16 protein-coding genes are annotated in these 19,906 nt (G+C 70.8%); 11 read left to right on the top strand and 5 right to left on the bottom strand.

The genetic code is table 11. The features are described 5' to 3' along the window. Window positions 1-8: 8 nt before the first annotated feature. A complete protein-coding gene (locus tag ACQP06_RS28720; RefSeq protein ID WP_433667752.1) occupies window positions 9-1,757 on the bottom strand; it encodes an NTP transferase domain-containing protein in 1,749 nt (582 codons plus the stop codon). Window positions 1,758-2,159: 402 nt separating this feature from the next. On the opposite strand from ACQP06_RS28720, the gene ACQP06_RS28715 reads away from it, so the two are divergent. Continuing rightward, on the top strand, window positions 2,160-2,942 hold the full coding sequence (locus ACQP06_RS28715; RefSeq protein ID WP_433667750.1) for a helix-turn-helix domain-containing protein: 783 nt from the start codon (window positions 2,160-2,162) through the stop codon (window positions 2,940-2,942). Between the two features lie 43 nt (window positions 2,943-2,985). Here ACQP06_RS28715 and ACQP06_RS28710 read toward each other — a convergent pair whose 3' ends face one another. After that, entirely contained in the window at window positions 2,986-3,855 is an 870-nt protein-coding gene (locus ACQP06_RS28710; protein WP_433667748.1) for an alpha/beta fold hydrolase, read from the bottom strand. A gap of 251 nt (window positions 3,856-4,106) precedes the next feature. Between ACQP06_RS28710 and ACQP06_RS28705 the strand changes: the two genes are divergently transcribed. After that, window positions 4,107-4,541: a hypothetical protein gene (locus tag ACQP06_RS28705; RefSeq protein WP_433667746.1), complete on the top strand. Its 435-nt coding sequence runs from the start codon at window positions 4,107-4,109 to the stop codon at window positions 4,539-4,541. 44 nt (window positions 4,542-4,585) lie between these two features. After that, entirely contained in the window at window positions 4,586-4,879 is a 294-nt protein-coding gene (locus ACQP06_RS28700) for a WhiB family transcriptional regulator (protein WP_379275954.1), read from the top strand. Between the two features lie 103 nt (window positions 4,880-4,982). On the opposite strand, the gene ACQP06_RS28695 is transcribed toward ACQP06_RS28700, so the two are convergent. Together ACQP06_RS28695 and ACQP06_RS28690 are read right to left on the bottom strand one after the other, a co-directional pair. Then, on the bottom strand, window positions 4,983-5,282 hold the full coding sequence (locus tag ACQP06_RS28695; protein WP_433667744.1) for an MGMT family protein: 300 nt from the start codon (window positions 5,280-5,282) through the stop codon (window positions 4,983-4,985). A gap of 18 nt (window positions 5,283-5,300) precedes the next feature. Then, window positions 5,301-6,077 carry an alpha/beta fold hydrolase gene (locus ACQP06_RS28690; protein WP_433667742.1) on the bottom strand — a complete coding sequence of 259 codons (777 nt, stop codon included), beginning with the start codon at window positions 6,075-6,077 and terminating at the stop codon, window positions 5,301-5,303. 151 nt (window positions 6,078-6,228) lie between these two features. Between ACQP06_RS28690 and ACQP06_RS28685 the strand changes: the two genes are divergently transcribed. The 4 genes from ACQP06_RS28685 to nudC all read left to right on the top strand — a co-directional run bounded on the left by ACQP06_RS28685 (window position 6,229) and on the right by nudC (window position 15,847). Continuing rightward, on the top strand, window positions 6,229-9,702 hold the full coding sequence (locus tag ACQP06_RS28685; protein WP_433673452.1) for an ATP-dependent helicase: 3,474 nt from the start codon (window positions 6,229-6,231) through the stop codon (window positions 9,700-9,702). A gap of 23 nt (window positions 9,703-9,725) precedes the next feature. Next, window positions 9,726-13,721: a UvrD-helicase domain-containing protein gene (locus ACQP06_RS28680; RefSeq protein WP_433673451.1), complete on the top strand. Its 3,996-nt coding sequence runs from the start codon at window positions 9,726-9,728 to the stop codon at window positions 13,719-13,721. A 120-nt stretch (window positions 13,722-13,841) separates the two neighbouring features. After that, window positions 13,842-14,900, top strand: coding sequence for a potassium channel family protein (locus ACQP06_RS28675; protein ID WP_433667741.1), 1,059 nt, complete (start codon window positions 13,842-13,844; stop codon window positions 14,898-14,900). 26 nt (window positions 14,901-14,926) lie between these two features. Beyond that, complete coding sequence (gene nudC, locus ACQP06_RS28670; protein ID WP_433667739.1) at window positions 14,927-15,847, top strand: NAD(+) diphosphatase; 921 nt, start codon at window positions 14,927-14,929, stop codon at window positions 15,845-15,847. Window positions 15,848-15,907: 60 nt separating this feature from the next. Here nudC and ACQP06_RS28665 read toward each other — a convergent pair whose 3' ends face one another. Next, window positions 15,908-16,159: a mycoredoxin gene (locus ACQP06_RS28665; protein WP_357086879.1), complete on the bottom strand. Its 252-nt coding sequence runs from the start codon at window positions 16,157-16,159 to the stop codon at window positions 15,908-15,910. 130 nt (window positions 16,160-16,289) lie between these two features. On the opposite strand from ACQP06_RS28665, the gene ACQP06_RS28660 reads away from it, so the two are divergent. From ACQP06_RS28660 to ACQP06_RS28645, 4 genes are all read left to right on the top strand, one after another. Continuing rightward, window positions 16,290-16,712 carry an SRPBCC family protein gene (locus ACQP06_RS28660; RefSeq protein WP_433667737.1) on the top strand — a complete coding sequence of 141 codons (423 nt, stop codon included), beginning with the start codon at window positions 16,290-16,292 and terminating at the stop codon, window positions 16,710-16,712. Then, window positions 16,709-17,134, top strand: coding sequence for an EVE domain-containing protein (locus ACQP06_RS28655; RefSeq protein WP_433667736.1), 426 nt, complete (start codon window positions 16,709-16,711; stop codon window positions 17,132-17,134). The genes ACQP06_RS28660 and ACQP06_RS28655 overlap by 4 nt, the downstream gene beginning before the upstream one ends. Continuing rightward, window positions 17,134-17,595, top strand: a complete 462-nt coding sequence (locus ACQP06_RS28650; RefSeq protein ID WP_433673450.1) for a MarR family winged helix-turn-helix transcriptional regulator — start codon at window positions 17,134-17,136, stop codon at window positions 17,593-17,595. The genes ACQP06_RS28655 and ACQP06_RS28650 overlap by 1 nt, the downstream gene beginning before the upstream one ends. 105 nt (window positions 17,596-17,700) lie before the next feature. Beyond that, window positions 17,701-19,857 carry an ATP-dependent DNA helicase UvrD2 gene (locus tag ACQP06_RS28645; protein WP_433673449.1) on the top strand — a complete coding sequence of 719 codons (2,157 nt, stop codon included), beginning with the start codon at window positions 17,701-17,703 and terminating at the stop codon, window positions 19,855-19,857. Window positions 19,858-19,906 lie beyond the last annotated feature (49 nt).

The raw sequence follows: 19,906 nt of genomic DNA, 5'->3' as shown, positions 1-19,906 counted from the left end.
CGCCGCTCTCAGCCTCGCAGCGGAATGAACTCGGCCAGGGCGCCGTCCTCGGCGTCGGCGGGAACGATCACCAGGCCGTCACGGTCCAGCAGATCGGCCAGATGGGCCGTGTGCAGCCGCAGATCGCCCTGGAAGCCGCCACCGGGCAGCGCCCGCGCCGGGACGATGCGGGCCACCGGAGCGGTCAGCTCGGCCGCGTTGGCCAGCGGGCCCAGCACCCGCCGCGCCGGTGTCGCACCGGTCATGCCCTCCACGATGGCGCCGATCAGCGCCAGCAGGGTGGAGATGGCCGCGAAGGGGTTGCCTGGCAGTCCCAGAACGACTGTGCCGGAAGGCAGTTGGGCGGCCACCGTGGAGCCGCCCGGCCGCAGCCGCAGCCGGCGCAACAGCACGGTGGACTCGGTGCGGTCCAGCGCGGAGCGCAGCTGGTCGGCCGCGCCGCCGCCGGTCGCGCCGACGATGACGAGCAGATCGCAGTCGGCCGCGGCCGCCAGCACCTCGTCGAAGGCGTTCGCGGTGTCGCGCAGGTGAACCCGGTCGATCGTGGTGACGCCGTACCAGGCCAGGATGTCGGGCAGCACCGGGCCGATGGCATCGCGGGTCTGGCCGGTGTGCAGCGGGCCGTCCCCGCGAATCTCGTCACCGGTCATCACGATTCGCGCCCGCACCGGGCCGCGGATCGACGCCGTGGCGACCTCGGCGCTGGCGGCCACCGAGATGAGGGCGGCGGTGACCGGGGTGCCCGCGGGCGCGACTTCCGCGCCGGGAAGCCAGTATTCGCCGCGGCGGCGCACGTCCTCGCGGATCGGCGTGTCCGGCAGCCGGTACAGGGTGCCGTCCTCGCCGATGTGCACGAACTCGTCGCGCACCACCGAACTGGTCCCGTCGGGCACGTGCGCGCCCGTCGCGATGCGGACCGCTTCGCCGTCCAGCAGGCCCACCGGCCGCTCACCGCCCGCGAACCCGATATCGCGGCGCAGCTGCCACGGCCCGTCGCCGCTGACGGCGTACCCGTCCATGGCCGACACGTCGAAACGCGGCAACGCGTCGGCGGCCAGCAGCGGGGCGGCCAGGGTCGCGCCGCGCGCCGAGCGCAGGGTGGCGCGGCGCGCCGGCAGCGGGGAGATGCTCCCGCGCAGCACATCCCGCGCCTCGTCGAGCCACAGCGGCTCGGCCGTCCGGACCGCGCCGGTGCGCGCCCGGCGCACATCCTCGGGGGTGTCGCAGTCCTCGACGCCGGGCAGCGCGACCATGGCGGTGTCCACCGGCACCAGCGCCTTCATCGGCCGATTCACCAGGGAGTCCAGGGAATTCAGCGCCGCCTCCAAGGCGGCGCGGCGCCACACGCCGACCAGGTACTGCGGGCGGCCCGAGGCGTCGGCGGCGAATACCGCGTCGCTCCCGGATTCCCTTGCGTGGGACAGCAGTTCGCTCACCGCCGCCGCGGTGAGGAAGGGCATGTCGGCGGCCAGCACCACGATCAGCCCGGCGGGGAACTCACACCCGGCCAGGGCGCCCAGACCTGCGGCGATGGCGGCGACGGGGCCCGCCCCGGCCGGTATCTCCTGTGCCTGAAGGACTTCCGGCGGCAGTTCGGGCCGGTGCGGTCCGACCACCACCGTGCGCGCGCAGCCCGCGACCGCGGTGAGCGCCGCGTCGAGCATGGATTGCCCGCCCACGACCAGCGCGGGTTTGTCCACTCCGCCCATCCGGCTGGCCTTTCCTCCGGCCAGCACGATGGCGTCGACGGGTGTCACGATCCCGTTCCTGGGTGGGGGAGTGTCAGGGCCTCACTGCGCATGGTTGAAGATCGTAGTGGCACGCTGTTCAGGGGTCGCCGGGCACGCCGGAAACCTGCGCTTGCTAAGCAATTGCCGATAGTCGTTACGTTATGAGATGTGGCACGACACATAGTAGAAATGGTCTTGTTTTAACCTTCGGAACAATCGCATATGGCAGTATCCGAGTCGAGAACTGGCGGAGTATGCGGCGTTCGTCACAGTTCGCACCAGGCGTCACACCGGGTCCCACTGTCCGGAACCAGGAGGACTCAGAGCGATGAAGGTTGGTTTGCTGAGTGTTTGTGGAGAGGGAACGGCGTGGTGCTGGGCGTGAAACCGGATAGGGACTCGGACGATCTGAAGCCGCCGACTTTCGGATTGCTGCTGCGCCGCCTGCGTGATGCGCGGGGCGTATCACGCGAAAGGCTCGCGTTCAACGCCGGTGTGAGCGCCAGCTACATCAGTCATTTGGAGAAGGGCGATCGCGGCCACCCCACCCGCGAAGTGGTGGATGCGCTGCTGCGATATCTGGACCGAATAACCCCGCTGTCCGCCGTCGAGCGCCGCCATCTGCTCGATCTGGCCGGACTCGGGGTGAGTGAATTCCCGTCCGTGGAGCAACTGCGCGCGGAAATCACCGACGACATGCGCCGCGCCCTCGATCTGCACGAGCCGAATCTGGCCGCCTACGTCGATACGCGCTGGAATGTGCTGGCGTGCAACGAAAGCTACGCGCGCGCATTCCCGGGGCTGGAGCGCGACACCAATATTCTGCGCTGGTTCCTGGGCAACGACGCGGCGCGCGAGGTGATGGTCGAGTGGGAGGAAGAGGTCCGGCTCACCGTGCACTGGTTGCGCGGGCTGATCGCGAGCTCTGGAGATACCGCCTGGTCGGTTGAATTCCTCGCAGAACTCGGACGTTTCGGACTTTTCCGGGAAATGTGGGACGAGGGCATCGCCGCCTACGGACGGCCCCGCGCCACCATGCGCCTGCGCGAGCGGCAGACCGCCCGGCGCTTCGATATCGCGGTCCAGCTGTTCAGCGTCTTCAACGCCGCCTACCCCAGCCAGATCCAGATCTTCCTCGGCATCCCGAGCTGGCACGAGGCCGGGATTTCCCCCGATGGGACCGCCTTCGACGAGGGCACCGGCCGGCCGTGACCGCCATGGGCACGGCCCGCGGGGCTCCTGCGCCGGCGACCGGCTACTGCGCGGCCTGAACCCCGCGCTCGGCCCGATTCTCGATCTGACCCCGCTTGGCGGGCCACGGCGCCGACAGCGCCCGCGCCAGCCGGCTCTCGCGCCGGGCGATGGACTGCTCGACCAGCCGAATCAGCAGGGGCGCAACGACTTCCGGATGGGTCCAGGCCGCACCGTGCCCCGCGCCGGGAATGGTCACCACGCCGTCGGCTCCGGACAGCCCGGCGGTGAGCGCCTCGGACTTCTGGGACGTGCTGTTGCCGTCGTGGCTCCCGCGCACCACGAGGGCGGGCGCGGTGATCTCCGATAGTCGGTGCAGCACCGAACGCCGCTCCATCAGGCAGCGGGCGGCGGGCATGATGGCCTGGCGGTCGGAGCTGTACCAGCGACTGGTCCAGGCCCGCCACTGCCGCGGATCGGTGCCGCCGATGAGCTGCGGGGCCAATTCGGCCACCAGCGGGGCCATCGGCTCCTCTCCGGTCCAGCGTTCGAAGAATTCGCGGTAGTAGGCCAATTCGGCCGGCGTGCACGCGGTCGCCTCGGTATCGATCAGGGCGAGCCCCTGAACGCGTTCGGGCGCGAGCAATGCCATGCGCAATGTGGAGTAGCCGCCCTGACTCATTCCGCCGATGACCGCGCGCTCGATTCCGAGATCATCGAGCACCGCCAATCCGTCGGCCGCGAGATCCCAATAGCTGAACGGTTCGCCATCGGGTGTCTGTGTCCGTCCGTGGCAACGCGCGTCGACCGTTACGAGATTGATACCGGCGGCTGCCAGGGATTCGCGCATCGGCTCGAACATCGACTCGTCCATGAAGAAACCGTGGGCGAGCAGAAGCGTGGGGCCGCTGACCTGGCTGATGTTGTAATGCACTGTTGCTGAACCTGATCGCACATAAGGCATGGTCAGACCATAAACGGCGGAACACGCCACTCCCTATATGTTTGCCCGCGTGGTGCCAGGCACCCTGCGGTGCGGTTCCCGGCGGGTACCCACACTGGCCAGTGTCAGTACTGCTAGGGGTTTGCCCCAGATTGCCCCAAAACTGGACAACAAGATCACGGGCACATTTAAATCAGCGCATGGCGCTTTTGGGACAAGCGCAATTTCAAGGGAGGAAACAAATGTTCGACGTCACCACGGCCCGGCGGAACGACTTCCGGATCGACCGCGGCGCGGGATTGCGGGAGTCGCTCGAAGGCCTGTTGCTCCATGACGGGGTCGGCCTCGATGCCCGTATGCGCCACGCGATCGCCGCGGTCGTTCACCTCGCGGTGGACGCCCCGTTGGGCGTTCCGGAAGACGCCGAGGAATTCCTGGGCCGGCTGGATGCCTCGTGGTTGTTCGCCGCGTGGAATGACAGCGATCAGGAACTCTCTCTTCTGAATACCCTCGCGGGCGGCGAGGTTCCGGCATTGAGCTGGTGCGAACTCATGTTCACCACCGCGCTCGCGCCGTGGTCGGGCGCTCCGGCGGCCGTGCACGCCCGTCGCATCTTCGTCAATGGTGAGCAGGCGCGGTTGGCTGCGGTCAGTGGTGACTGCGGCATGGGTCGGTAAAAACCATACCGTGCGTTTTTCTTTCTGAAACTTGTATTGAAGGGATGAGGATAGTGAAGCTGCTTTTCACCAATTTCGATGCCATGTTCGAATCTCTCGCCCGCCGTGACGGAGCCGACTCCGAATCCTGGCACCAGCAGGCCCTGTGCACCCAGACCGACCCCGAGGCCTTTTTCCCCGACAAGGGCGGCTCCACCCGCGAGGCGAAGCGCATTTGCTCCTCGTGCGACGTGCGCAAGGAATGCCTCGACTACGCGCTCTCCCATGATCAGCGTTTCGGCATCTGGGGCGGACTCTCGCCGCGCGAACGCCGCCGCTTCGAGCGCGGCGCGGCCTGATGGCCGTTCCGGCCCGGCAATTTCGTCGATCCGGCCGGAGTTTTTCGAAGATTTTCGTTAGTAAGGGACAGAATTCCTCCGTGGCTCGGGGCCGGTAGCCGGTTCATTCCTCGAACCGGAACCGGGCCCGCCGCAGGTCCACGCGATCCCCGGCCAGCGGGCAGCCCTCGGCGGCCAGCTGGGTCAACTGCCGATGCGCCAAATGTGGTGCGGGCGTACCGTTTGCGCGCAGCACCCGATGCCAGGGCAGATCCGCGGCGTCGGTGCGCATGATCCAGCCCACCGTGCGCGGTGTGGACAAGCCCGCCGCGGCCGCGATATCGCCGTAGGTGGCGACCCGGCCGGGCGGAATCGCCGCCACCAATTCCCGCACTCGCTCGATTTCGGCTTCGCTGGTGGGCATTTCACGCCTTCCGTGAGATCAGAGCAGTGTGCGGATCAGCTCCGCGGTTCGTGCGGGGCGCGCCTGCGACACCATGTGGTCGCAGTCGAACTCGTGGACGGTGAGCCGATCACCCAGATGCGCGGACAACGCCGCCCGGAAGTCCGGGGACACCAGCGGCGGATCCACCTTCATCGCCTGCACCATGACCGTCGGCAGCTCCCGCGGCGGCAGCACGAAGTCGCGCGCGATCTCACCCCAGTAGGCGATGATCGCGGGCAGCGTCATCCGCCAGCCCACCCGGCCGTGCGCGGTCGGCACCAGATGCTCGGCCAGCTCGGCGTCCAGCACCGCGGGGTCGACCTCGCCCCACGCGGTCTCCAGCTTGTCGAAACGGGCCTGCTCGACACTCTCGTAATCCGGCGACGCCAGCATGGACGTCGCGATGCTCAGCATGCGCTCGGCGTCGAGACCGATGGCCGGATCCAGCAGCACCAGACCGCGCACCAGATCCGGGCGGCGGTGCGCCAGATGCACCGCGACGGCCGCGCCGAACGAATGCCCGAGCGCCACCACCGGTTCGCCGGTGCCGAGTTCCGGCAGCGCGGCGAGATCATCCACGATCGCCTCGAAATCCCACGGCGGCACGCCGGGCGACCTCCCGTGCCCGCGCAGATCCGGTGCGATGATCCGGACGTCGGGGAGATGTTCGTCGGCCAGGGCCTGCCAGCGCTTGCCATGGCCCGTCAACCCGTGCAATGCCAGCACGACCGGACCGGTCGGGGGACCGAAACGATGAGTATGAAGCTCCACCACACGCCCATTCTGCTGCCTGCCCGCGCCGCGGGAAATCGCGGACCACGCTCGCCCCGGTCGATCATGAACGCCTCATGGAATGTGACAGGCAGCACGGACAACTCATGGCAAACGAAAACTGTCGGGCCGGTCTGTTGAAATAGCCGACGTGATGCGATCGGATAGCTCGGTGCAATTGGTGCGCCGAGCCGAGGCGGAGACACTCCCCCGGGAGTGGGACCCCGCCCTCCGGCCGCTCTTCCACGAGCTCGGCGCCGACCCCGGCTGGCGACCCTGGCACGTGCTCGGCGGGCCCGGCACCGGGAAGACCACACTGCTGGCCGAGGTGGCCGCCGCCCGCATCCTGGCCGGGGCCGCGCCGGAATCGGTGCTGGTCCTCACCTACACCAAGCGGGCCGCCACCGCCGTGCGCGCGGCCATCACCGCCCGCGTCGCCGCGGCCGCCGCCGATCCGGCCGGGTTCGATTCCGCCGCGTTCGATCCGGACGTGGCCGGCGTGCCCGGCGCGACCCGGGGGCCGTTGGTGCGGACCGTCCACTCCTACGCCTTCGGCCTGCTGCGCACCTTCGCGGCCGCTCACGGCAATCCACCGCCGCGCCTGCTCACCGGGTCCGAGCAGGACATCGTGATCCGCGAACTGCTGCGCGGCGACCTCGCCGACGGCGCCGCCGGATGGCCCGAACGCCTGCATCCGGCGCTCACCGCCGCGGGGTTCGCTGAACAATTGCGGGACCTCATGTTGCGGGCCACCGAACGCGGTCTGGGACCCGAGGATCTGATCGAACTCGGACGCGAACATCGGCACCCGGAATGGGTCGCCGCCGGTAATTTCGCCGAACGCTACGAGCAGATCATGATGCTGCGCTGGTCGGTCGGCATGGACGTGCCCGAGGCCAGCGCGCCCGCCCTCGATGCCGCCGAACTCGTCACCGCCGCCCTCGACGCTTTCCACACCGACCCGGAACTCCTTGCCGCCGAACGGGATCGGCTGCACTGTGTCCTCGTCGACGACGCCCAGCACCTCGATCCCCATGCCGCTCAACTGATCCGTCGGCTGGGTTCGGGCAATGCCGCCACCCTCATCGCCGCCGATCCCGATCAGGCCGTCTACGCCTTCCGCGGCGCCGACCCCCGCTTCGCCGCCGACCCCGGCGCCCCCGCGGACCGCCGCATCGTCCTCCGCCGGAACCATCGCTCGGCCACCGCTGTCCAGGAAGTAGCCGACCGCATCGCGTCCCGCCTCCCCGGCTCCGCGACCCATCGCACCCCGCCGGGTTCCGGGAACACTGCGCCCGAAATGTCCGAAACGTACTGGGGTGCGCCGCAACTCGAGGGCGAGGTGCGGGTGCAGGTGCTCACCACACCCGCCAAGGAAGCGGCGCTGATCGCCGACCATCTGCGCCGCGCGCACCTCACCCACGGCGTGCCCTGGTCCCGCATGGCCGTGATCGTCCGCTCGGTGCCGCTGTCGCTGGCCCCGCTGCGCCGGGCGCTGCTGGCCGCCGGGGTGCCGGTGCGGCAGCCGCCCGCCGACGTCCCGCTCGCCCGGCGGCGCGGCGCGGCCTGGATGTTGTTGGCGCTGCGCGCGATCACCGCCGGTGACCCGACCGCGGTCCGCCACCCGCGGCCCATCGCGTTCACCGCGGACGACGCGCTCGACCTGCTGGCCGGACCCCTGGGCGGAGCCGACCAGATCAGCCTGCGCCGACTGCGGCGCGGCATCCGGCGCACGGTGATGGAGCTCGGCTATCCGCAGCGTGACGACGCGGACGACGCGGTCATCGCGCCGGGCGACGCGGTGGAACCTGTTGTGGTGGAGTCCGATTCGAGCTTCGACGGAGACGCCGATCGTTTCGCCGACCTGGACCGCTCGTCGGCGGAGATCCTCCGGGATCTGCTGGTGGGCACCGGGAACCGCGTCGTGCTCGAGAAGCTCACCACCGTGGAGGCCGCACCCCTGCGGCGCGTGCTGAAGGCGCTGGGCCGGGCACGGAAGCTGCGCCGCGAAGGAGCCGGGCTCGAAGACGTGATGTGGGGCGTGTGGACCGCCTCCACCCTGGAACGGCGCTGGGTGGGTCAGTCCGAGCGCGGCGGCGCGGGCGGCATGCAGGCCGATCGCGATCTCGACGCGGTGGTCGGGCTGTTCGAGGCCGCCGCGGCCTACGTGGACCGGCTGCCGCGCGCCACCGTCGAGGGCTTCGTGGAATACCTGGAGCAGCAGGTGATCCCGCAGGACAACGCGCCGATCACCGACCCGGGCGAGGCGGTGACCATCTGCAGCGCGCACGCGGCCACGGGCCAGGAATGGGACACCGTGGCGGTCGCCGCCGTCCAGGAGGGGATCTGGCCCGACCTGCGGCTGCGCGGCACCCTGCTGGGCGTCGAGGAACTGGTGGACCTGCTCGCGGGCGTGGGCGGCTCGGGGGAGAAGGTGAGCCGGTCCGCGCCGCTGCTGGCCGAGGAGCGGCGGCTGCTGCTGGTCGCGTGCAGCCGGGCCCGGCGGTCGCTGCTGGTCACGGCGGTCGAATCGGTCACGGGCGACCAGGATCTGGTGCCGTCACGCTTCCTCGGCGAGCTGGACGCCGACGCCGCCGAGGGGCGACCGGGCAAGATTCCACCGGCCGTGGACCCGGGCCGCGCCCTGGCCATACACGCCCTGATCGCGGAATTGCGCACCGCCGCTTGCGATCCCGACTCCGCCCCGGAACGCCGCACCCGCGCGGCCCGGCAGCTGGCACGGCTGGCCCAGGCGGGCGTGCGGGGCGCGCACCCCGACGACTGGTACGGCACCGCCGAACTCTCCTCGGTGAATCCTTTGTGGGACAGCGAATCCGGGATGATCTCCCTGTCCCCGTCCACGGTCGACCAGCTCGAGACGTGCCCGCTGCGCTGGGCGTTGGAACGCCACGGCGGCAGCGACGCCGAGAACCCGCACGCCCTCAAGGGCAATCTGGTGCACACCCTGGTGCAGGCGCTGGCCGGGCAGGTCAGCGAAATCCAGGTGAAGCAGGCCCTGGTGAAGGCGTGGAAGAAGGTCGACCCGACCGCCCGCGACGGCGAGAACTGGCATTCCCGGGCGGAATTGCGCCGCACCGAGACCATGGTCGACACCTTCCTGGCCTGGCTGCGCAATACCCGCGACGAACTCACCGCTATCGGGGTCGAGGTCCCGGTGGACTGCGTGCTGCCCGCCCGCGGCCCCGGCGAGGTGCCGGTGCGGATCACCGGCCGGGTGGACCGGGTGGAGCGAGATGCCTTGGGCCGCTTCGTGATCGTGGACGTCAAGACCGGCAAGACGCCCATCTCCAAACAGGCCGCCGAGGAGCACGCGCAGCTGGCCACCTACCAGGTCGCCGCCGCGGAGGGCGCGCTCGGCGAGGGTGAACCCGGCGGCGCGCGCCTGGTCTACGTGGCCAAACCCAGTGCCAAGGAAGGCGCCACCCAGCGCACCCAGCCGCCGCTGGACGCCGCGGGCGTCGACAGCTGGCGCGATATCGTGCACCACGCCGCCGACGCCTCGAAAGGCCCCAGCTACCTGGCCATGCGCAATGACGGCTGCCGCCACTGCAAGGTGGCGGGCAGCTGCCCCGTGCAGGACCGCGGCCGCCAGGTGACCGACGAGTGACCACCGCATCGAACGGCGATCCCGTGGCAGGCGACGGCCGGGCCGCCGGAGGCCGCGTCACCCCGCGCCAACTGGCCGACGCGCTCGGCCTGCCGCCGCCCACCGACGAACAGGCCGCCGTCATCGCCGCCCCGCCCGGACCCACCCTGGTGGTGGCGGGCGCGGGCGCCGGCAAGACCGAGACCATGGCCGCCCGCGTGGTGTGGATGGTGGCCAACGGCCTGGTCGAACCCGATCAGGTGCTGGGCCTGACCTTCACCCGCAAAGCCGCCCAGCAGCTCACCACCCGCATCCGCACCCGCCTGGCCCGGCTCGCGGGCGCGCCCGTCGTGCGCGACCTCGACCCCACCGGGCACCTGCGCGCCCAGCTCGCCGCCGCCGAACCGGAAATCAGCACCTACCACTCCTACGCGGGCCGACTGCTCACCGAATACGGCCTGCTGCTGCCGGTGGAACCCACCGCCACCCTGCTCACCCAGACCCAGCTGTGGCAGCTCGCCTACCGCGTGGTCTCCACCTGGGACGGTGACCTGGACACCGACCGCAGCCCCGTCGGCGTCACCGAAGCCGTCCTCGCCCTGACCGGGCAGCTGGCCGAGCACCTCGTCCATCCCCGCGAATTGGCCACGGCCCACCTGGAATTGGAGCGCCTGGTCCACACCCTCCCCGCCGGACCGCGCCAGAAGGGCGGACCCAAACGCGCCCTCACCGACATCGTCGAAGCCCAGCAGGAGCGAGTCGCCCTGCTCCCGCTGGTGGATCGCCTCGCCGAGGAACTCCGCCGCCGCGGGGCCCTCGACTTCGGGGCCCAGATGTCGCTGTCCGCCCGCCTCGCCGCCACCCACCCGGAAGTCGGTGTGGCGGAACGGGACCGCTTCCGCCTCGTGCTGCTCGACGAGTATCAGGACACCGGGCATTCCCAGCGCATCCTGCTCTCGGCGCTGTTCGGAGCGACCGCCGATGCACCGGCTGTGACTTCGGAATCAGGTGCACCGCAGCACGATTCGAGAAGTGGTATCGAACGCGATGCCGGAGCGGGTCGTGAGCCGGCGCGACCGGCGACCGGGGTGGATGATCCCCGCGCCCAGTCCGAACCGGCCGAGCCGAGTGTGGTCAGGCCGCATCGTCAGCGGCTGGCGGTGACCGCCGTGGGTGATCCCATGCAGTCCATCTACGGTTGGCGTGGCGCGTCGGCCGCCAATCTGCCGCGATTCACCACCGACTTCCCCAGTGCGCCAGGGGTTCCCGCGCCCGTGCTGCCGCTGCTCACCAGCTGGCGCAATCCGCCCGAAGCGCTGGATCTGGCCAACCTGGTGTCGGACCCGCTGCGCGAGCGGGCCGCGCGCGGCGGGGGAGTGACGGTCGACGCGCTGCGGCCCCGGCCCGACGCCACCGACGGCCTGGTGGCGCTCGCGCTGGCGGAAACCGTTGCGATGGAAAGGGAATGGGTGGCCGAACGGATCGCCGCCGAATGGTCCGAGGCGGCCGAGGCCGAGAACCCGCCGCCGACCTCCGCGGTGCTGGTGCGGCGCAATGCCGATGCCGCGCCGCTCGCCGAGGCGCTGCGGGAGCGCGGGCTGCCGGTGGAGATCGTCGGCCTGGGCGGGCTGCTGCACACGCCGGAGGTCGCCGATATCGTCGCCACCCTGCGCCTGATCGCCGACCCGGCCGCCGGCAGCGCCGCGGTGCGTATCCTCACCGGCGCGCGCTGGCGCATCGGCGTCTCCGATATCGCAGCCCTGTCCCGCCGCGCGCGCGAGCTGTCCATCCGCCGGCCGGCCGGGCAGACCGACGCCATCACCGACACCGCCACCCTGGACGAGGCGCTGCGCGAGGTCGCCCCCGAACCCGCCGAGAAGGCGGGCCTCGGCGACGCCATCGCGGATCCCGGTGAGGCGGAACAGTATTCGCCGCAGGGTTTCGCCCGCATCGTGGCGCTGGGCCGCGAGCTGGGCGCGCTGCGCGAACGCTCCGGGCAGCCGCTGGCCGAACTGGTCGCCGATGTCGAGCGCACCATCGGCGTCGGCGTGGAGACCCAGGCCCGCCGCACCCACGCCGCCGCCGGACGCGAACACCTCGACGCCTTCGCGGAGGTGGTGGCCGGTTATACCGCCGACCACCGGTCCTCCCTGACCGGGCTGCTCGACTTCCTCGCCGCCGCCGAGGAGGTCGAGAACGGTTTGGAGCCGGGCGAAGTCGAGGTCGCCCACGACCGGGTCCAGGTCCTCACCGTGCACGCCGCCAAGGGCCTGGAATGGGAGGTGGTCGCGGTCCCGCACGTGGTGGACGGCACCTTCCCCTCCGGCACCGGCACCGCCACCTGGATGGGCGCGCTCGCCGAACTCCCCACCTCGCTGCGCGGCGACCGCGCCCAGGAGGACGCCACCGACGGCGTGCCCGTCCTGGACCTGGCCGACCTCTACGACCGCGCCGACCTCGAACGCGCCCTCGACGAACACAAGAAGGCCCTCGCCGCCCGCCGCCTCGACGAGGAACGCCGCCTGTTCTACGTGGCCCTCACCCGCACCGAACGCGCCCTGTTCGTCTCCGCCCACCACTGGGCCGAGACCGGCTCGAAACCCAAGGGCCCCTCCGGTTTCCTGCTCGAACTGAAGAACGAGACCGAGACGCCGGGCTCGTCGCTGTCCGGCGGCGTGCAGATCGACCGCTGGGACGACCCGCCGCTGCCCGGCACCCCCAACCCCTTCACCGACAACCCGCAGACCGCGACCTGGCCCCGCGACCCGCTCGGCGCCCGCCGCGAATTCGTGGAGGAGGGCGCGGCCCTGGTCAAGGCCGCCCTCGACGTACTGCGCGACGAATCCCGGCCCGAACAGATCGAACTCGACTTCGGTCCCGGATTCGGCGACCCGGCAAGCGATCCCGAGACCACCGACGGCGCGCCGGACGACTCCGCGGACGAGGACCCCGAGGGCTGGGCCGAGGACGTCGACGCCCTCATCGCCGAGCACCGCGCCGCCGAACAAGCCACCCGCGAGATCGAACTCCCCGGCCAGCTCGCCGCCACCGCCCTGGTCGACCTGCGCGCCGATCCCGCGAAACTCGCTGCGCGCCTGCGCCGTCCGCTGCCCTACCCGCCCAGCCCCTACACCCGCCGCGGCACCGCCTTCCACGCCTGGCTGCAACGCTGGTTCGCGGGCGCCCGCCTGCTCGGCTTCGAAACCCTGCCCGGCGCGGCCGACACCGGCGACACCGACGCCGACCTGATGCGCCTCCAGGAAGCCTTCCTCGCCTCCCCGTGGGCCGACCGCAATGCCGTGGAAGTCGAGATCTCCTTCGAGACCACCATCGCCGGCACCGTGATCCGCGGCCGTATGGACGCCGTCTTCCGCCGGCCCGACGGGGCCTGGGTGATCGTGGACTGGAAGACCGGCGCGGAACCCCGGCGCGGCGAAGAGGATTCGGTCGCCGTGCAGCTGGCCGTCTACCGGCTGGCCTGGGCCCGGCTGGAAGCCGCGCGCAGCGGCCGCCCCGAAGCCGAGGTGCTGGCCGAGACCTTCGCCGCCTTCCACTACGTCCGCTCCGGCCGCACCATCGCGCCAGCGCACCTGCCCGGCCCGGCCGAACTCGCCGCCATCATCACCACCGCGGCTCCCCGCCGCGCGCCGCAAGCACCGCCCCTGCCGGACGAACCCCCGCTGCCGGACGAACCGGACTACGACGACCCCGGGCCCACCGAACCCGTCGAGGTCGAATTGCTGCGCCCCCGGCCCACTTCGACGCGCCCCGGAACTCCGGAACGCCCCGAGCCCGCGGCGCGCCCGGGAGTCTCCGCGGTCGAGGACGCCGCCGCGCCGCCGCCGGGCTCAGAAGCGCCACTCGGCTCGGATGCGCCGCCGGATATCGAGCCGCCCGCCGACCCGGACACCGGTTCCCGGTCCGGCACACTCCGGGATCCCCTGCCCGACTTCGACTTCCCGCAGTCCGACTTCGATCTCCCACCGGATTTCGAGCCGCCACCGGACCCGGAGTACCTGCCGCCGGACCTCCAGGGATGAGTCCCAGGTCGCGGCTCGAGTTCGCGACGCGCCCCGCTGGGAACCGCCGGGCCCTGGTTCGCCCGGTACGCTCCGGACCTGTGCCGCTGCCAGAAGTGCCAGAAATGAACGGTGATTCGCGTGTTGGGTGATTCTTCGCGCGGACTGGCCGGGCTCACCGATCGGCCCGACTTCGCGCTCGTCGGTGTGCTGCGGATCCCGTCCGCGCAGTCCAGCCCCTGGTATTCGCTGCTGCGGCGGCTCGGCCTGGCGGTGCTGCTGCTGGTCGGGGCCACCCTGGTCGTGTACGTCGGCCGCGACGGCTACAACGACAACGCCCGCGAGCACATGGGTCTGCTGGATTGCGCGTATTACGCGACCGTCTCCCTGTCGACCACCGGCTACGGCGACATCACCCCTGTCACCCCGACCGCGCGGCTGATCAATATTCTCGTGGTCACGCCACTGCGGATCCTGTTCCTCATCGTATTGGTCGGCACCACCCTGTCCGTGCTCACCGAACGATCCCGGCAGGCGTTCAAGATTCAGCGATGGAGGCGCACCGTGCGTAATCACACCGTGGTAGTCGGCTACGGCACCAAGGGCCGCACGGCCGTGGACGCCATGCTCGCCGACGGCGAGCAGCCCAGCAATATCGTCGTCGTCGACACCGACCCGCAGGTCCTCGAATTCGCCGCCAACGCCGGACTGGTGACCGTGCAGGGCTCGGCCACCAAGTCGGATGTGTTGCGGCTGGCCGGGGTTCAGCACGCGTCGGCCGTCGTGGTCGCCGCCAACCGCGACGACACCGCGGTGCTGGTCACCCTCTCCGCCCGCGAGATCAACCCCAAGGCAAGGATTTCCGCCGCCGTCCGCGAGGCCGAGAACACCCACGTGCTGCGCCAGTCCGGCGCGGACTCGGTGGTGGTGTCCTCCGAGACCGCGGGCCGGCTGCTCGGCATCGCCACCACCAAGCCCACCGTGGTCGACATGATCGAGGACCTGCTCACCCCCGACGCCGGTTTCGCCATCGCCGAACGCGACGTGGAGACCGAGGAGATCGGCGGCTCCCCGCGCCACCTGCGCGACATCGTGCTCGGCGTGGTCCGCGACGGCAACCTCATCCGGGTCGGCGATCCCGAGACCGACGCCCTCGAGGCGCACGACAAGCTGCTGTATCTGCGGCGCGTCCACGCCTGAGCGGGGCGCCCGTCTAGTCTCGGGGTGTGTCAGCTTTTGAGCTCAATGCCGTTCCGGTGCTGTCGCGGACCTCGCTCGACCGCGCCGAACACCTCCGCTCCGACGAACAGGCGCTGAAAGAGGGCTGGCCCCAGGCCAAACTCCTCCGGATGAACAAGCGCGGCCAGGTCCGCGTCGACAACGGCGGCGTGGTGCTCGAGGCCGCGCTCACCCTCGCCCCCGAACGCGCCCCCGAGGCCGTCTTCCTCGGCGTCGACGGCGACATCCACCTGTGGGCGGTGCGCGACAACACCATCGAGGGCGAACTGGCCGATCTGCGCGCCTTCGGCGCCACCCTCGACCTCGACGACTTCGGCACCGGCCTGCTGGCCACCGCCATCGCGGTCCTGAACTGGCACGACAAGGCCGCCTTCAGCCCGGTCGACGGCAGCCCCACGACGCCCGCCAACGGCGGCTGGTCCCGGATCAGCGAAGCCGGGCACGAGGACTTCCCGCGCACCGACCCGGCCGTCATCTGCCTCATCCACGACGGCGGCGACCGCGTCCTGCTGGCCCGTCAGCACACCTGGCCGCAGGGTCTGTTCTCACTGCTGGCCGGATTCGTGGAGGCGGGGGAGTCGCTGGAACGCTGCGTCGAACGCGAGATCAAGGAGGAGGTCGGCGTCGACGTCCGCGAGATCCGCTACCTGGGCAGCCAGCCCTGGCCGTTCCCGCGCTCGCTCATGCTCGGCTTCGCCGCGGTCGGCGACCCGGACCAGCCCCTGGCCTTCAGCGACGGCGAGATCGCCGAGGCGTACTGGTTCACCAGGGCCGAGGTGCGCGACGCGCTCGCCGCGGGCGCCTGGGGATCGCCCACCGGAGCCACCGGCGGCGAGGCGAAACTGCTACTGCCGGGCTCGATCTCGATCGCCCGGACCATCGTCGAATCCTGGGCCGCCGAGAACTGAGGTCGCACAACAGGAAGCCGCACACCTACGGGTGTGCGGCTTCTTCGATATCCAAGGGGCTCAGCCGATGGCGGCGAGGGCTTCCTTGACCTGATTCAGGCTCGGGTTGGTGGCGGTCGAGCCGTCGCGGTACTTGATCGTCGGCACAACGTGATTGCCGTTGTTGACGCTGCCGACGAACTCGGCGGCCTCGGGGTGGTCCTCGATGTCGATCACCTCGTAGGTGATCCCGGCCTCGTCGAGTTGGGTCTTGAGGCGACGGCAGTAGCCGCACCAGGTCGTCGAGTACATGGTCAGATCGGTAGCAGTCACGGTCGATGCAACATACTCACCGCCGATCGTGTTCCTGCCGCGGGGTCGATTGTGAGCGGATCGACGGCGGCTCGGAACCGATCGAGGACCGGGGGTTGACGGATAAGTAGTAAGCGCGCATACTAATTTCATGACGTTCATCGCCGAAGCCTCCGCCACCTCGACCGCCGCTCCCGCCGCCTTCTTCACCAAGTGGGCCGACATGGCCACCTGGCCGGAGTGGAACCAGGACACCGAATGGGTCACCCTCGACGGCCCGTTCGTCCAGGGCGCGACCGGCGTCCTCGAGCCCAAGGGCGGGCCCAAGACCAAGTTCGTGATCACCAAGCTCACCGACACCGAGTTCATCGACACGTCCAAGCTGCTCGGCGCGCGGCTGATCTTCGCCCACGAGGTCGCCACCATCGCCGGCGCCACCACCGTCACCGTCCGTGTCACCATGGAGGGCCCGCTGCGCGCGCTGTGGATCAAGATCATGGGTGGCGGCCTGCGCGAATCCCTGCAACGCGATGTCGACGCGCTGGTCGCGGCCGCCGAGGCGGTGCTGGTATGAGCGCCCGGTACTGGCTCGCCGTCGTCTCCCGCGACCACGTCCGCCGCGGCGTCGAACTCGGCTTCGCGCAAGCCAATCACGGCAAACGCGCCGCCGTGGAACGCATGCAGGCCGGAGACGGACTCGTCTACTACTCGCCCCGCACCGGCATGCGCGAGGGCGAACCGATCAAGGCCTTCACCGCCCTCGGCACCATCGCCGAGGGCCCGGCCTGGCAGGTCGAAGAACAGGGCGGCTGCTTCCGCCCGTGGCGGCGCGCGGTCGACTACAACCGCGCCGCCCGCCAGACCCCCATCGACACGCTGCGCGGCGAACTGGACCTGACCAGCGTCCCCAACTGGGGCATCGTGCTGCGACGCGGCCTGATCGAACTCACCGCCCACGATTTCGCCGTCATCTCCCGCGCTATGGTCGGCCGGTGATGGCGAATGACGGACTGCACACCGAATTCGAGCACGCCGACGAAAGCCCCGGCCTCTTGCTCTGGCAGGTGACCAACCGCTGGCAGGCCGCCCAGCGCGCCGCCCTGGCCCCTTTCGACCTCACCCACGTCCAGTTCGTCCTGCTCGCCTCCCTGACCTGGCTCACCGGCAGGTCGGGCGGCGACCCCGTCACCCAGCGCGACGTCGCCGACCAGGCCGCCACCGACCCCATGATGACCTCCCAGGTCCTGCGCACCCTGGAACAGAAGGGCCTGCTCGAACGCCACGAGCACCCCACCGACAAACGCGCCCGCTCGCTGCGCCCCACCGAATCCGGTGCCGCCCTGGTCAATCGGGCCATCGGCGCGGTCGAAGCCTGCGACCACGACTTCTTCGACCCCCTCGGCGATCAGACCCCCCGCTTCGCCGCCGCCCTCCGCCGCCTCCGCGACCGCGACTGACCTCCGCGACCGGCGACCGAACCGCTGGGGCGGACCGCGCTCCGGCCGGGCCGATTCGGGCCGCCACGCCGATGGCCGCCCGCCGTGTCGGAGGGCGCTGTCATGATGGAGCGCGTGACTGCCGTGACCACCCAGGCCCAGCTCCGGCTCGACGACCTCGATGCCGAGCAGGCGGCGGCCGTGCGCGCGCCCCGGGGACCGGTCTGCGTGCTGGCGGGCGCGGGCACCGGTAAGACGCGCACCATCACCCATCGCATCGCGCACCTGGTGTCGGCCGGACACGTCCGGGCCGATCAGGTGCTGTCGGTGACCTTCACCGCCCGCGCCGCGGGGGAGCTGCGCAACCGGTTGCGGGCGCTGGGTCTGAGCGGCGAGGCCGGGCAGGTGCAGGCGCGCACCTTCCACGCCGCGGCGCTGCGGCAGCTCAAGTACTTCTGGCCGCAGGTGGTCGGCGACGTGCCGTGGCGGCTGATCGACGGCAAGTTCCCCATCGTGGCCCAGGCCGCGGGCCGTGCGGGCCTGCCCACCGACACCGACAGCCTGCGCGACCTGATCAGCGAGATCGAATGGGCCAAAGGCTCGCTCATCGCGCCCGAGGACTACGCGGGCGAGGCGGCCCGCCGCCACCGCGACGTGCCCTACGAGGCCAAGAAGGTCTCCGCGGTCTACACCTATTACGAGGCACTGAAGAACACTCCCGACGGCCTGCTGCTCGACTTCGACGATCTGCTGCTGCACACCGCCGCCGCGCTCGAGGACTACTCCGCGGTGGCCGAGGAGTTCCGCGGCCGCTACCGGTGTTTCGTGGTGGACGAGTACCAGGACGTCACCCCGCTGCAGCAGCGGGTGCTCGACGCCTGGCTCGGCGATCGCGACGACCTGACCGTGGTCGGCGACGCCAACCAGACCATCTACTCGTTCACCGGCGCGAGTCCGACCTTCCTGCTGGACTTCTCACGCCGCTTCCCCGAGGCCACCGTCGTCCGCCTGGAACGCGACTACCGTTCCACGCCGCAGGTGGTGTCACTGGCCAACCGGGTGATCGGCGCGGCCCGCGGCCGGATCGCGGGCACCCGATTGCAGCTCATCGGCCAGCGTCCCGACGGTCCGGAGCCGGCCTTCGCCGAATACGACGACGAACCCGCCGAGGCCGCCGCCGTGGCCAAGGCGGTCGCCAAACTGCTGAGCACCGGCGTGCCCGCCGCGGAGATCGCCATCCTCTATCGCATCAACGCCCAGTCGGAGGTCTACGAGCAGGCCCTCACCGAGGCTGGCATCCCGTATCAGGTGCGCGGCGGCGAGGGCTTCTTCCAGCGGCCGGAGGTGCGGCAGGCGGTGTCCGCGCTGCGCACCGCCGCCAATCGCGACGACCTGCCCGATGCGCGCGGCCCGAAACTGGTGACCCTGGTGCGCGCGGCGCTGGCCGGGGTCGGGCTCACCAAGGAGGAGCCGGTCGGTGTCCAGGCCCGGGAGCGCTGGGCCTCGCTGGTGGCGCTGGTCGCCCTCACCGAGGAATTGGCCGAGGCCGAACCCGAACTCGATCTGTCCGGCCTGCTGCGCGAGCTGGCCGCCCGCGCCGAGGCCCGGCATCCACCGACCGTGCAGGGCGTCACGCTGGCCTCGCTGCACGCGGCCAAGGGCCTGGAATGGGACGCCGTCTTCCTGGTCGGCCTGGCCGACGGCACCCTGCCCATCCAGCACGTGCTCGGCCCGGACGCGACCGTGTCCGACGAGGCCGCGCTGGAGGAGGAACGCCGCCTGCTCTACGTCGGCGTCACCCGGGCGCGCGAGCACCTCCAATTGTCCTGGGCGCTGGCCCGTTCCGCGGGCGGGCGCAAGGTGCGTCGGCGCTCCCGATTCCTGATCGGCCTGGTCCCCGACGATTCCCCGGCCTCGCGCATCGCCACCCACACCACCGGGCGGCCCAGCGGTCCCAAGCGGGTCCACCCGACCTGCCGCATCTGCGGCCGCCCGCTGCTCAACACTCAGGCCACCATGCTCGGCCGCTGCTCGCGCTGCCCGGCCGACGTGGATCCCGAGCTGCTCGAGGCGCTCAGGGAGTGGCGCAAGGAGAAGGCCGAAGAGCTCTCGCTGCCGCATTTCGTGGTCTTCAGTGACACCACGCTGACCGCGATCGCCGAGCAGCGTCCGGCCGACGATCGGGCCCTGGTGGCCATCCCCGGCATCGGCGCCAAGAAGTTGCAGACCTACGGTGCGGACGTGCTCGCCGTTGTGAGGTCGAAAACCGCAGGTCAAAAATAGGTTGTGCGTATCTGTATGGATACCTAATGTGGTTCAGGTGCACAGGGGA

Source organism: Nocardia sp. CA-136227 (assembly GCF_050955695.1).
GTDB lineage: Bacteria > Actinomycetota > Actinomycetes > Mycobacteriales > Mycobacteriaceae > Nocardia.
Note: the sequence above shows the minus strand (reverse complement) of the source record. Positions and strands in the feature narration are given on the sequence as shown.